The organism is Angustibacter luteus, assembly GCF_039541115.1.
In the GTDB taxonomy this organism is placed as follows: Bacteria; Actinomycetota; Actinomycetes; order Actinomycetales; family Angustibacteraceae; genus Angustibacter; species Angustibacter luteus.
This window is the reverse complement of the sequence record NZ_BAABFP010000005.1, coordinates 608,457-621,702: the sequence shown is the minus strand read 5'-3', so window position 1 is coordinate 621,702 and position 13,246 is coordinate 608,457. Positions and strand designations below refer to the sequence as shown.

Annotated in this window: 13 protein-coding genes; 6 read left to right on the top strand and 7 right to left on the bottom strand. The window is 72.3% G+C overall.

The annotated features are described in order from the left end of the window. Positions 1–335: 335 nt before the first annotated feature. Complete coding sequence (ypfJ, locus tag ABEB17_RS12095; protein WP_345716946.1) at positions 336–1,208, bottom strand: KPN_02809 family neutral zinc metallopeptidase; 873 nt, start codon at positions 1,206–1,208, stop codon at positions 336–338. Between the two features lie 115 nt (positions 1,209–1,323). Here ypfJ and ABEB17_RS12090 point away from each other — a divergent pair, with 115 nt between their 5' ends. From ABEB17_RS12090 to ABEB17_RS12075, 4 genes are all read left to right on the top strand, one after another. Continuing rightward, a complete protein-coding gene (locus ABEB17_RS12090; RefSeq protein WP_345716945.1) occupies positions 1,324–2,922 on the top strand; it encodes an ABC-F family ATP-binding cassette domain-containing protein in 1,599 nt (532 codons plus the stop codon). Positions 2,923–2,987: 65 nt separating this feature from the next. After that, the gene (locus tag ABEB17_RS12085) at positions 2,988–3,200 is read left to right on the top strand and encodes a helix-turn-helix domain-containing protein (RefSeq protein ID WP_345716944.1); all 213 of its coding nucleotides are present in this window, start codon (positions 2,988–2,990) and stop codon (positions 3,198–3,200) included. Positions 3,201–3,269: 69 nt separating this feature from the next. Beyond that, positions 3,270–4,082: an enoyl-CoA hydratase/isomerase family protein gene (locus ABEB17_RS12080; RefSeq protein ID WP_345716943.1), complete on the top strand. Its 813-nt coding sequence runs from the start codon at positions 3,270–3,272 to the stop codon at positions 4,080–4,082. A gap of 32 nt (positions 4,083–4,114) precedes the next feature. Beyond that, positions 4,115–6,037, top strand: a complete 1,923-nt coding sequence (locus ABEB17_RS12075; protein ID WP_345717340.1) for an ABC transporter ATP-binding protein — start codon at positions 4,115–4,117, stop codon at positions 6,035–6,037. 22 nt (positions 6,038–6,059) lie between these two features. Here the strand turns inward: ABEB17_RS12075 and ABEB17_RS12070 are convergent, their stop codons facing one another. Together ABEB17_RS12070 and ABEB17_RS12065 are read right to left on the bottom strand one after the other, a co-directional pair. Further along, positions 6,060–6,821 (bottom strand): SDR family oxidoreductase, encoded by a 762-nt coding sequence (locus ABEB17_RS12070; protein WP_345716942.1) that lies wholly within the window; start codon positions 6,819–6,821, stop codon positions 6,060–6,062. Positions 6,822–6,878: 57 nt separating this feature from the next. Further along, positions 6,879–7,730, bottom strand: coding sequence for an SURF1 family cytochrome oxidase biogenesis protein (locus tag ABEB17_RS12065; protein WP_345716941.1), 852 nt, complete (start codon positions 7,728–7,730; stop codon positions 6,879–6,881). A 58-nt stretch (positions 7,731–7,788) separates the two neighbouring features. Here ABEB17_RS12065 and moaA point away from each other — a divergent pair, with 58 nt between their 5' ends. After that, positions 7,789–8,808 (top strand): GTP 3',8-cyclase MoaA, encoded by a 1,020-nt coding sequence (gene moaA, locus ABEB17_RS12060; RefSeq protein ID WP_345716940.1) that lies wholly within the window; start codon positions 7,789–7,791, stop codon positions 8,806–8,808. Between the two features lie 93 nt (positions 8,809–8,901). Here the strand turns inward: moaA and ABEB17_RS12055 are convergent, their stop codons facing one another. From ABEB17_RS12055 to ABEB17_RS12040, 4 genes are all read right to left on the bottom strand, one after another. Continuing rightward, positions 8,902–9,150, bottom strand: coding sequence for a hypothetical protein (locus ABEB17_RS12055; RefSeq protein ID WP_345716939.1), 249 nt, complete (start codon positions 9,148–9,150; stop codon positions 8,902–8,904). Next, positions 9,147–9,452, bottom strand: coding sequence for a DUF3099 domain-containing protein (locus ABEB17_RS12050; RefSeq protein ID WP_345716938.1), 306 nt, complete (start codon positions 9,450–9,452; stop codon positions 9,147–9,149). The genes ABEB17_RS12055 and ABEB17_RS12050 overlap by 4 nt, the downstream gene beginning before the upstream one ends. A gap of 70 nt (positions 9,453–9,522) precedes the next feature. Then, on the bottom strand, positions 9,523–10,896 hold the full coding sequence (locus tag ABEB17_RS12045) for a metallopeptidase TldD-related protein (RefSeq protein WP_345716937.1): 1,374 nt from the start codon (positions 10,894–10,896) through the stop codon (positions 9,523–9,525). After that, complete coding sequence (locus ABEB17_RS12040; RefSeq protein ID WP_345716936.1) at positions 10,893–12,404, bottom strand: TldD/PmbA family protein; 1,512 nt, start codon at positions 12,402–12,404, stop codon at positions 10,893–10,895. The genes ABEB17_RS12045 and ABEB17_RS12040 overlap by 4 nt, the downstream gene beginning before the upstream one ends. Positions 12,405–12,491: 87 nt before the next feature. Between ABEB17_RS12040 and fabG the strand changes: the two genes are divergently transcribed. Beyond that, entirely contained in the window at positions 12,492–13,244 is a 753-nt protein-coding gene (fabG, locus tag ABEB17_RS12035; RefSeq protein WP_345716935.1) for a 3-oxoacyl-[acyl-carrier-protein] reductase, read from the top strand. Positions 13,245–13,246 lie beyond the last annotated feature (2 nt).

Below are 13,246 nucleotides of genomic sequence, written 5' to 3'. Positions count from 1 at the left end.
GACATGCGTCGTGGGGGTCGGGAGCAGTCTGCTCCCGACCCCCACGTCTCAGCCAGTGTTTCCGGACTGCGACGGCTCCGGATCCCAGGACCACCTCGGTCCACCGGGTGGCGGTTGGTACCCCGCCCCCTCGGCCCGCGCACGTCGCCTGGCGATGATGATGCGCGCTCGGGCTCGTGCCACGTTGGCCCTGCGGGCTCGCGCCACGCGCTCGCTCTGCACCATCGATCGCTCCCCTCCGTCGGAGACGTACGCGACGGCGTCCTGCCGTCACGACCAGACAGAGCGGGCGCGGACCCCGGTGATACATCCGCGCGGGAGGTATTTCGAACGGGTCAGAGGGTGGCGGCGTCCAGCGTGTTGCAGGCCTTGAGGTTCCCCGTCCGGTAGCCCGTGGTGAACCACGTCTGACGCTGCGCCGCGGACCCGTGGGTCCACGACTCCGGGTCCACCCGGCCCTGCGCCTTCTGCTGGATCCGGTCGTCCCCGACGGCCGCGGCGGCGGAGAGCGCGGAGTCGATGTCCTGCGCGGTGAGCGGCTTGAGCAGGGTGCGGCCCGCACGGTCCGTCGTCGTGCTTGCGCCGTGCGCCCACACCCCGGCCAGGCAGTCCGCCATCAGCTCGACCCGGACGGAGCCCGAGTCAGCGCCCTGCCGGTCGTTCTGCGCAGCGCCGAGGAGGCCGAGCTCGTCCTGGATGTGGTGGCCGTACTCGTGCGCGACCACGTACTCCTGGGCCAGCGCCCCGTCGTCCGCGCCGTAGCGGCTCGTCAGCTCGTCGAAGAAGCTCGCGTCGATGTACACCTGCTTGTCGGTCGGGCAGTAGAACGGCCCGACGGCGTTTGACGCCGTGCCGCAGGCCGAGGCGGTCTGGCCGGAGTACAGCACGGTCTGGGCGGGGGAGTACTCCGTGCCGTACGTCGGCAGCGCCTGTGCCCAGAAGGCCTGCACGCTGTTCACGGTCCCGACCACCCGGCACTCGACGTCGCGGTTGGCGTCCGCGCCGGTGCGGCACCTGGCCCCGATCGTGCTGGCGCCCGACGGCTCCGACGGGTCGGACGACCCGAGCAGGCCGCTGGTGTCGACCCCGAAGACCAACCCCAGCACGAGGATCACCAGACCCGCCCCGCCGCCGATGACCATCTTGCCGCGACCACCACCGGAGCTGACCTGGCTGGTGTCCAGCCCTGCGTTCTCGTTGAAACTCATGTGACCTCCGGGTGCATCCTGACGCTCGCGTAGACTGACCGCGAGTTCGGCCGCACGCCCTGGGCGACGACGAAGGCTGCCGTCCGACCCGACCCCCTGCGTGAGAGGCCCCAACGTGATCACCGCCACCGCACTCGAGGTGCGCGCCGGCGCCCGCGTGCTGCTCGAGTCAGCCACGTTCCGGGTCGCGGACGGCGACCGGGTCGGCCTGGTCGGCCGCAACGGTGCCGGCAAGACCACGCTGACGAAGATCCTGGCCGGTGAGGGTCAGCCTGCCGCCGGCACGGTCACCAGCTCCGGTGACGTCGGGTACCTGCCGCAGGACCCGCGCACCGGCGACCTCGACGTGCTGGCCCGTGACCGGATCCTGTCCGCCCGCGGGATGGACGTCGTCATCCGCGACCTGCGCGAGACCGAGGGCCGGATGGCCAGCGCGGACGACGACACCCGCGACAAGGCGATGGCGCGGTACAGCCGGCTCGAGGCCGAGTTCCAGTCCCGAGGCGGCTACGCGGCCGAGAGCGAGGCGGCGAGCATCGCCAGCAGCCTGGCCCTGCCCGAGCGGGTGCTGGGTCAGCCGCTGCACACGCTGTCCGGTGGTCAGCGCCGTCGCGTCGAGCTCGCCCGCATCCTGTTCAGCGGCTCGCAGACCCTGCTGCTCGACGAGCCGACGAACCACCTGGACGCCGACTCGATCACCTGGCTGCGCGACTACCTCAAGGCGTTCCGCGGCGGGCTGGTCATCATCAGCCACGACGTGTCGCTGCTCGACGTCGTGGTCAACCGGGTCTTCCACCTGGATGCCAACCGCGCCGAGCTGGACCTCTACAACGTCGGGTGGAAGCTCTACCTGAACCAGCGCGAGACGGACGAGCGGCGCCGCAAGCGCGAGCGTGCCAACGCCGAGAAGAAGGCGGCGACGCTGATGTCGCAGGCCGACAAGATGCGGGCCAAGGCGAGCAAAGCCGTTGCGGCACAGAACATGGCCCGTCGGGCCGAACGCCTGCTCGCCGGTCTCGAGGACCAGCGGGTCAGCGACAAGGTCGCCAAGCTGCGCTTCCCCGAGCCGGCCGCCTGCGGGCGCACCCCACTCACGGCGAGCGGGCTGTCGCGGTCGTACGGCTCCCTCGAGGTGTTCACCGACGTCGATCTCGCTGTCGACCGCGGCAGCAAGGTCGTCGTCCTCGGACTCAACGGCGCAGGCAAGACCACGCTGCTGCGGATGCTGGCCGGCATCGACCCGCCGGACACGGGCGAGGTGCACCCGGGCCACGGGCTGCGCCTGGGCTACTACGCCCAGGAGCACGAGACCCTGGACACCGACCGCACGGTGCTGGAGAACATGCGCACCGCGGCGCCCGAGCTCGGCGACACCGACGTCCGCAAGGTGCTCGGCTCGTTCCTGTTCAGCGGGGACGACGCCGAGAAGCCGGTGCGGGTGCTGTCCGGTGGCGAGAAGACGCGGCTCGCGCTGGCGACGCTCGTCGTGTCCAGCGCGAACGTGCTGCTGCTCGACGAGCCGACGAACAACCTCGACCCGGCCAGCCGCGACGAGGTGCTCGGCGCACTGCGCAGCTACAAGGGCGCCGTCGTGCTGGTGACCCACGACGAGGGCGCCGTGCACGCCCTCGAACCGGAGCGCGTGCTGCTGCTGCCGGACGGCGACGAGGACCTGTGGAGCCCCGAGTACGCCGACCTGGTGGCCCTCGCCTGACGATCTCAAGTGGCGGACTAGCCCGACATCTCGGACGATGAAAGCCCGAGAGCAGAGGAGGGCCCATGACCACCACCGTCAAGAAGGGCGCGCGGCTGACTGGGGACGATCGGACCCGGATGACCAAGACGGTCACCAGCCTGTACCGCGAGGGAAAGAGCATCCGCGACATCTCCGCGGCGACAGGTCGTTCCTACGGCTTCGTCCACCGGGTGCTGTCTGAGAGCGATCTCGTGCTCCGCGGACGCGGCGGCGCGACCCGGCGACGGACGGCTTGACCGAGCGTTCCTGCACGACCAGCGGCCTGCCCGGGGGACGGACGCAGGCCGCTGGCTAGGCTCGGGCGCATGCCCGAGATCCCGGACGTCGACCCCGACCTTCTCGCGAGCGGTCACGTCCGCGCCGAGCGCAGCGGGGCAGTCCTCACCGTCACCCTGGACCGCCCGCAGGCTCGCAACGCCCAGACCCCCACGACCTGGCGCGCTCTGGCCGCCATCGGCGAGTCGCTCGACGACGACGTCCGGGTCGTCGTCCTGCGGGCCGAGGGCGAGTCCTTCAGCGCCGGGCTCGACCGCGCCATGTTCGGCGAGGGTCTGCCGGGGGAGCCGGGCCTGCTCGAGCTCGCCCGGATGGCTGGGGACCAGCTCGACGAGACGATCGCCGCCTTCCAGCGCGGCTTCACCTGGCTGGCCGACGAGCGGGTCATCAGCATCGCGGCGGTGCAGGGCCACGCGGTCGGCGCCGGGTTCCAGCTGGCCCTGGCCTGTGACCTGCGGATCGTGGCCGACGACGCGAAGTTCGCGATGCGCGAGACCAGCCTCGGGCTGGTGCCGGACCTGACCGGCACGGCCCCGCTGGTCCGCGCCATCGGCTACAGCCGGGCGCTCGAGGTCTGCGTCACCGGCCGGTGGATCGGCGCCGAGGAGGCGTCCCGGATCGGGCTGGCGTCGCTGCGGGTCGAGCGGGCGGACCTCGCTCAGGCCGTGGACGACCTGGTGGCCGCCCTGACCGCACCGGACGCCGGCGCCGTCCGCGAGACGAAGGCGCTGCTGGCTGGTGCGACCGGGCGCAGCGACGCGGAGCAGCACGCGGCCGAACGGGCCGCGCAGGGCCGCCGGCTCGCCGCCCTGGCTGCGCTGGTGGCGAACGCGGGGAAGTAGCCGCTCCGGCGGGGTGTTGCACGGGCATGTCTATGGGCGGTATGGGTCGCGCGAGCGGGTCCTTCATGAACTCGGTCCGACGCGATCCGTCGGTGAAGCAGGCTGCCCTGACGCCGGGGGTGGCCCGCCGCATCGTCAGCTTCGCCGCACCCTTCCGCGGCCGCATCATCGCGTTCCTCGTGCTCGTCGTCATCGACGCGGTGCTCGTGGTGGCGACGCCACTGCTGCTCAAGCGCATCATCGACGACGGGGTGATCCCGGGGGACAAGCGGGTCGTCGTCACGTCCGCGCTGCTCGTGGCGTTGATCGCCGTCTTCGACGCGGCCCTCGGCCTGGCCGAGCGCTTCCTGTCGTCGAGCATCGGCGAGGGGCTCATCTACGTGCTGCGGGTCAAGGTCTTCGGGCACGTGCAGCAGATGCCGATCGCGTTCTTCACCCGGACCCAGACCGGCTCGCTCGTCACCCGGCTGAACAGCGACGTGATCGGCGCGCAGCAGGCGTTCACCTCGACGTTGTCGTCGATCGTGTCCAACGTCGTGACGCTGGTCGTGGTGCTCATCGCCATGCTGACGCTGTCGTGGCAGATCACGCTCGTCGCGCTGATCATGCTGCCCCTGTTCGTGGTGCCAGCTCAGCTGCTGGGGCGCCGGCTGGCCAAGATCTCGCGCGAGGCGATGACCCTGAACGCCGACATGGGTCAGACCATGACCGAGCGGTTCAACGTGGCCGGCGCCCTGCTGGTCAAGATCTTCGGGCAGCTCCCCCGCGAGGAGCAGGTGTTCGCGGAGAAGGCGTCCCGGGTGCGCGACATCGGCATCCGGTCGGCCATGTACGGGCGGCTGCTGTTCACCGCGCTGGTGCTGGTCGCCGCCCTGGCCACCGCGCTCGTCTACGGCGCCGGCGGCATCTTGGTGATCGACGGCACGATGGAGGTCGGCGCGCTGGTCGCGATGGCCGCGCTGCTCGGGCGCCTCTACGGGCCGCTGACCGCGCTGTCCAACGTGCAGGTCGACGTGATGACGGCGCTGGTCAGCTTCGACCGGGTGTTCGAGGTGCTCGACCTGGAGCCGCTGGTCCGCGACCGCGACGACGCGGTCGAGCTGCCCGCGGGGGCGTCGTCCGTGCAGTTCGACCACGTCGCGTTCCGCTACCCGCGGGCGTCCGAGGTGTCGCTGGCCTCGCTGGAGTCCGTCGCGGTGCTTGACCAGAGCGAACCGCAGCCGGTGCTGCGGGACGTCAGCTTCGCCGTCGAGCCCGGCCAGGTCGTCGCGCTCGTCGGGCCGTCCGGCGCCGGCAAGTCGACGATCACCCACCTGGCGTCCCGGCTCTACGACGTCGGCGGTGGGGCCGTGCGGATCGGTGGGCTCGACGTCCGGGACGTGACGCTCGAGTCGTTGCACCGCACCGTGGGCGTGGTCAGCCAGGACGCGCACATGTTCCACGACACGATCCGCGGCAACCTGCTGCTGGCCCGGCCCGACGCGAGCGACTCCGACCTGGTGGCCGCCTGCCGGGACGCGCAGATCTGGCCGCTGGTGGCGTCGCTGCCCGAAGGCTTGGACACCGTGGTGGGCGACCGGGGCTACCGGCTGTCCGGTGGCGAGAAGCAGCGGCTGGCGCTGGCTCGCCTGCTGCTGAAGGCGCCGTCCATCGTGGTGCTGGACGAGGCCACCGCGCACCTGGACTCCGAGAGCGAGGTGGCCGTGCAGCGCGCCCTGGCGACGGCGCTGGAGGGTCGGACGGCCATCGTCATCGCGCACCGGCTCTCGACCATCCGGGACGCCGACCAGATCCTCGTCGTGGACGACGGCGCGATCGTCGAGCGCGGCACGCACGTGAGCCTGCTGGCGGCCGGCGGCCTGTACGCCGACCTGTACCGCACGCAGTTCGCCCAGCAGGACTCGCCGGAGCCCGTGTTGGTTGCTCACCCCGAGCCGCTCCCCGAGCCGCGATAGGCGGCACGGGGAGAGCAAGCGCTCAGAGGGAGCGGGTGACTCCGCCGTCCACGGGGATGACCGTGCCGGTGATGTAGGAGCCGGCGGGGGAGAGAACGAAGGTGGCGACCCGGCCGAACTCGTCCGGACGGCCGTACCGGCGCAGCGGGATCGCGGCCTCGGCATCGCGGCGAGCGGCCTCGGGGTCGCCACCCAGCTCATCCAGGTGGCGCACCCGCTCGGTGTCGATCCGGCCTGGCAGCAAGGCGTTGACCCGGATGGCGCGCGGCCCACCCTCGTCGGCCATGGTCTTGGCGAGCATGGCCAGACCGGGGCGCAGCCCGTTGGACGTCGCCAGACCGGGGATGGGGGAGCGCACCGACGTCGACAGCACGAACGCGATGGAGCAGCCCTCGACGGACGCCGCGTCGGACACCGCCCTGGCCAGCCGCACCGGGCCCAGGAACACCGTCTCGAAGGCTGCGCGCCACTGCTCGTCGGTGATCTCGTCTGACGTCCCCGCGGGCGGTCCGCCCACGCTGATCAGCGCGCCGTCCAGCCGGCCGAAGCGGGCCATCGCCGCGGCCACCAGCCGCTCCGGGAGCTCGGGGTCCGCGAGGTCGCCCGGCAGCACCATGATGCTGCCCGGGTCCGCCATGGCGGCGAGCTCCTCGAGGTGCGTGACGTCCCGGCTGCAGACCAGCAACCGAGCCCCTTCGGCGAGCAGCTGCTCAGCGGTGGCCCGGCCGAGGCCGCTCGAGGCGCCGGTGACGATGTACGCGCGGTCGGTCAGTCCGAGATCCATGACGGACAGTGTGGCATTCGCTGCGGTCCGTCATGCAGGGCGCCCGACCGGGTGGCGCTACTCGTCCTCGTCGTCCCAGATCCGGCGACGGCGCGGCACCGGGACCGGAGCGGCCGTGGTCCCGTCGGCGGCCCGTTCCTCGAGCTCGGCGGCCCGCCGGTTGCGACGCACGAACCACCACGGGAAGCCCAGGGCCAACGCGGCGAACAGCAGCCACTGAACGGCGTACGAGGCGTTGATGCCCTCGCCGCCGTCCAGCTCGGGCTTGCCCAGCAGGACCGGCGCCGGCGTGGCCGGCGGCACCTCGCTGACCAGCGCGCCGTACGCCGGGTAGAGGTCCAGACCGGTGGACCGGGCGATCTGCGGGACGTCGATGCTGGCCACCTGCCCCTCGGGCACCCGCTGGCCGCGGTGGGGTTCGCTGGGCCGCAGCCGGGCCACGACCTGCACGGTGCCGGATGGCGGGGCGGGGACGACGTCCGGCTCCTGACCGGGGTTGGTCCCCTCGGTGCCGTTGGGCACCCAGCCGCGGTCGACCAGCAGCGCGCTGCCATCGGACAGGACGAGCGGCACCAGCACCTCGTAGCCGTACGTCGGGTTGCTGTCGCCGTCGTCGTGCGGCCGGTTGCGCACGAGCGTGGTGGCCGCGGTGTCGTACTGCCCGGTGACCTGCACCCGCCGCCACTGGTCGGCCGGGTCGAAGGGCTGGTCCGGATCCGCCATCAGGTCCGCCAGCGGGACGGCGCGGGCGCCGTAGTTGCGCTGAACCAGCTGCTTCGCGTCGTGCTTGTGCTCGAACCGGTGGTACTGCCATCGGCTGAGGCCCACGCAGCCGAGCGCGACGACCAGCGCCATCAGGGCCAGACCCACGGTCTGTCGATGGCGCCGCCAGAGGTCCAGGCCGGGCACGGCACGACGGTAACCGGAGCAGGGCGCGCCCTGGGCGGCGGGGACGTACGCTGAGCCCGTGTCAACCCACGTGCACGACGAGAGCGCCGGCCGCCGACTTGTCGACGGCTTCGGGCGGGTGGCGAGCGACCTGCGGGTCTCCGTCACCGACCGGTGCAACCTGCGGTGCACCTACTGCATGCCGGCCGAGGGGCTGGACTGGCTGCCCAAGCCCGAGCTGCTGACCTTCGAGGAGCTCACCCGGGTCATCGGGGTGGCTGTGGAGCTCGGCGTGACGTCGGTGCGGCTGACCGGCGGCGAGCCCCTGCTGCGTCGGGGCCTGCCCGAGCTGGTCCGCCAGATCGCCGCGCTCGAACCCCGGCCGTCGATCGCCATGACGACCAACGGGCTCGGGCTGGACCGGCTGGCCGCCCCGCTGCGCGACGCCGGCCTGGACCGGGTGAACGTGTCCCTGGACACCGTGGACCGGGCCGCCTTCGCCGACCTCACCCGACGGGACCGGCTGGCCGACGTGGTCGCTGGCCTCGCGGCGGCAGCCGCCGCCGGGCTCTCGCCGGTGAAGGTGAACGCCGTGGCGATGCGCGGGGTGAACGACGAGGGTGTCGCCGACCTGCTGCAGTGGTGCCTGGACCGCGGCTACGAGCTGCGCTTCATCGAGCAGATGCCGCTGGACGCGCAGCACGCCTGGCAGCGGTCCTCGATGGTCACCCAGGCCGAGGTGCTGGAGCGGCTGGGGGAGCGGTTCACCCTCACCCCGACGCCCCAGGAGCGCGGCAGCGCACCCGCCCAGACCTGGCTGGTGGACGGCGGACCGGCCATCGTGGGCGTCATCGCCAGCGTGAGCCAGCCGTTCTGCGGTGCCTGCGACCGGCTGCGGCTCACCGCCGACGGACAGCTGCGCTCGTGCCTGTTCGCTCGCACCGAGGACGACCTGCGCACGCCGCTGCGGGCCGGCGCGAGCGACGACGAACTGGCGCGGCTCATGATGACGCTGGTGGCCGGCAAGAAGGCCGGTCACGGGATCGATGACCCGACGTTCCTGCAGCCGAGCCGTCCGATGTCCGCCATCGGCGGCTGACCCAGCTACCGATCTCGCATGACCCCGAAGATCGAGCTATCCGGCGTCATCGGGCGCCGATAGGCCCGGATAGGCCGACATTCGGGGTATGCGTCATCCGAGTGCGCTGGCCGGCTCGGTCTCGCGCAGGAACCCGCGCAGGCTGAGGAACTCGCCGAGCGAGTCACGGTGGTCGTCGCAGGCCAGCCAGGTCTTGCGCCGCTCGGGCTGGTGCAGCTTGGGGTTGTTCCACCGCAGCACCCACGTGGCGTGCGCGCCGCACCCCTTGGCGCTGCACATCAGGTCGGGCACGACCTCGCCGGCGTGCACGTCCCCCGTGCCATCGCCCGTCGCCCCGATCATGGGCCCAGCCTGTCACGGTTGCCGTCGTCGATGGCACCCCGTTCGGGTTCGAATCCTGCATGGCGGGACAACCGCTTCGGCCCGGAGTTGGCCACCACGACCGCGAAGTAGGGCAACAGGATCGCGCCGGACAGGAACACCCAGCGCAGCGGGCCGGAGAACACCACGGCCAGCACGAAGCACACCGTGCGGATCGACATCGAGATCAGGTACTTGCGCATCCGCAGCCCGAGGTCGTCGTCCAATGACGCGGGGGCGGACGTGATCGTGTGCACCTCGGTCGGACGCTGGTGCCGTGTCACGTCATGACGGTACGCGCGCGATCCAGCCACCGCCATGCCGGGCCCGCCCCGGCCACGTGCGCTGGCGCGATCAGGAGGCCTGGCTGACGCTGGAGCAGTTGAAGCCGCGCACCCGCAGCGCCGGCATCGCCGTCCGCGGCAGGTAGTCGCCGAACTCGCGGCCCAGGGTCGGCACGGTCGTGCCGGCCGCCACGATGCGGTCCAGCAGGTCCACCGGGGACTCGTTGAACCGGAAGTTCGTGACCGCCCCGATGACCTCGCCGCCCTCGACCTTGTAGACGCCGTCGCGGGTCAGGCCGGTGAGCAGGAGCGTCTGCGGGTCGACCTCGCGGATGTACCAGAGGCAGGTCAGCAGCAGGCCGTCGTCCAGGTCGGCGACCAGGTCCATCGCGGAGCCGCGGCCACCGTCGACCTCCATCACGAGGTTGTCGGCGGCCTGGGTGTCGGCGATCCCCGCCAACCCGGCCGAGTGCCGGGTCGTCGGCAGCGCGCGCAGCACGCCGTCCTCGATCCAGGACTGCCGGGTGACCGGCAGGCCGTTGTCGAACACCGAGCCGAACGGCGAGCTGCCGCCCACCATGACCACCGGGGCGGTCTGCATCCCGGCAGCGGTCGGATCGCTGAACAACCGCAGGTGCTGGCCGGACAGCTGGTCGCCGACCCGGGTGCCTCCGCCCTTGCGGCCGAACACGGAGCGTCCCTCGTGCGCGGAGCGCGCGTCCGAGGACCACAGCGTGTACGCCATCAGGTCGGCGACCGCGGACGGCGGCAGGATCGTCTCGTAACGGCCGGCCTCGGCGTCCAGTCGCCGGGCCTGCCAACCCAGTCGGTCGGTGACCTCGGCGGCCAGTGCGGCGACGTCCACGGCGTCCAGGGCCTGCGCCGCCGCTCCGGCCCACGCCGAGCGGCTGCGCTGGTGCGACTTGCCGTTGAGCTGGACGGTCGCCGCGGGCAGCGCGTACCGCGCGCGCAGTCCGGTGCTCGAAGCGAGGTACGTCGTGTGCAGCGTCTGCTCCGCGTACCCGAACAGCTCGCGGTCGCCGGAGCGGGCGTCCTCGAGGGCGCTGCCCAGGCTCTGCGCGAGCGCGGCCAGGTCGCCGGCGGTGACCTCGCCCGGAGCCTCGCCGAACGCGTCGTCGGCCGGGCCCGGCACGAGCTCGGCGGCGTCCTCGGCGGGCGCGGACGCCCGGGCGGCGGCCTCGGCGTCCGCGACCAGGGCGGCGATCGAGTCGACGTCCACGCCGCTGCGGCTCACGACCCCCACCTGGTCGCCGCCGTGCACGGCGATGACCGTGACGTCCTGGCTGCTGGTCAGCCCGTTGGTGGTCAGCGTGTTCGCGGCCCAGCGCAGGTTCGCCTCGCTGCGGTTGCTGACCAGGGCCACGCACGGCCCCGTCGCCGCCGCCAGCGCCCGCTCGGCGAGCTCGTGCGGGTGCGCGCTCATGCTGCCCCCTCCTCGTTGGTGTTGAGCACTCGGACGTCGGTGAACAGCGCGCTCGGGCACCCGTGGCTGACCGCGGCGACCTGGCCGGGCTGGCCCTTGCCGCAGTTGAACGCCCCACCCAGCACCCAGGTCTGCGGGCCGCCGACGACGGCCATCGAGCCCCAGAAGTCCGTGGTCGTCGCCTGGTAGGCGAGGTCCTTGACCATGCCCGCCAGCCGGCCGTTCTCGATCTTGTAGAACCGCTGCCCGGTGAACTGGAAGTTGTAGCGCTGCATGTCGATCGACCAGGACTTGTCGCCGATGACGTAGATGCCGCGCTCGACCCCGGCGATGATCTCCTCCGTCGAGGGACCGTTCGCTGCCGGCTGCAGGCTGACGTTGGCCATCCGCTGGATCGGCACGTGCGAGGAGGAGTCGGCGAACGCGCAGCCGTTCGAGCGCTCGGCGCCGGTCAGCTGGGCGATCCGCCGGTCCAGCTGGTAGCCGACCAGGGTGCCGTCGCGCACGATGTCCCACGAGCCGGTGGCGACGCCCTCGTCGTCCCAGCCGATGCTGGCCAGGCCGTGCTCGATGTCCCGGTCACCGGTGACGTGCATCAACGGGGTGCCGTACTTCAGGGTGTTCAGCTTGTCCGGGGTGGCGAAGGACATCCCGGCGTAGGCCGCCTCGTAACCCAGGGCGCGGTCCAGCTCGGTGGCGTGCCCGATGGACTCGTGGATGGTCAGGAACAGGTTGCTGGGGTCGATCACCAGGTCGTAGCGGCCCGCCTCGACCGACGGCGCCTTGAGCTTCTCGACGGCCAGCCCGGGCAGCGCCTCCAGCTCCTCCGCCCACCCCCACGCGCCGTCCGCGGACGTGCCGACCACGTACTCCCAGCCGCGGCCCACGGGCGGGGCGAGCGTGCGCATCGTCTCCATCCCGTCGCCGGTGACCACCACACCGGTCAGCACGGGCTGTACGCGGACCCGCTGCTGGGTGGTCGCCGTGCCGGCGAGGTCCGCGTAGAACTTCTGCTCCTTGACCCAGTCGAACGAGGCGTCCACGTGGTTCAGGCCCGCGTCGAGCAGCTGGCGGGACCAGGTGGTGAAGACCTCCGCCTTGTCGGCGTCCGGGACGTCGAACGGGTCCAGCGCGTAGGAGGACACCCACTCACCGGTGTGCACCGGCTCGGGCGCCAGCTCGACCCGCTCGGTGGACAGCGGTCGGGACACCCGGGCCATCTCGACCGCCCGCGAGGCCGCGGCCTGGGCCGCCTCGGTCGTCAGGTCGGCACTCGCCGAGAAGCCCCAGGCGCCGTCCACGACCACGCGCACGGCCAGGCCGCTGTCGGTGGAGTCACCGCCGCCGGCCACCCGGGCGTCGCTCAGTCGCAGGCTCGCGCTGCGCACGCGCTCGACCCGCAGGTCGGCGTGCTCGGCGCCCAGCTCGCGGGCTCGCTGCAGCGCGGCGTCAGCCAGGCGGGTCAGCGGCAGGTCTCGGAAGTCGTCGTCCACTCGGTCCCGGGTCACCAGGCGACCCTACCCAGACCCACTGACGGAACCGACCAGATATCGCCGGTGTCGAGCTAGCAGGCTGAGGCGATACCGTCGCGGACCATGAGTGAGCAGACGACGGACCCGCAGGCGCCGACCGGCCGCAGCGTGCTGGTGACGGGCGGAAACCGCGGCATCGGACGAGCCATCGCCCGGGCCCTGGCAGCCGACGGCGACCGGGTCGCGATCACGAACCGCTCCGGCGAGCTGCCGCCCGAGCTCGCCGAGCTGGGCGTCCTGGCGGTGCAGTGCGACATCACCGACACCGCCGCGGTGGATGCCGCCTTCAGCGAGGTGGAGGCTGCGCACGGCCCGGTCGAGGTCCTGGTCGCCAACGCGGGCATCACCAAGGACACCCTGTTGATGCGGATGACCGACGACGAGTTCACGGCCGTGCTGGACACCAACCTCACCGGCGCGTTCCGCTGCGCCCGGCGGGCCAGCAAGGGCATGATCCGGCTCCGCCGCGGGCGGATCGTGCTGATCTCGAGCGTGGTCGGCCTCTACGGCTCGCCCGGCCAGGCAAACTACGCCGCGAGCAAGGCGGGCCTGGTCGGCCTCGCCCGCTCGATCACCCGCGAGCTCGGCGGCCGGGGGATCACCGCCAACGTGGTCGCACCCGGCTTCGTGCAGACCGACATGACCGCGGCGCTGCCGGAGGCCCAGCAGCAGGCCTACCTGGCCGCCATCCCGGCCGGGCGCTTCGGCGCGGCGGACGAGATCGCGGACGTCGTCCGCTTCCTGGCCGGCGACGGCGCGGGGTACATCAGCGGGGCGGTTGTTCCCGTGGATGGCGGCCTGGGGATGGGCCACTAGAG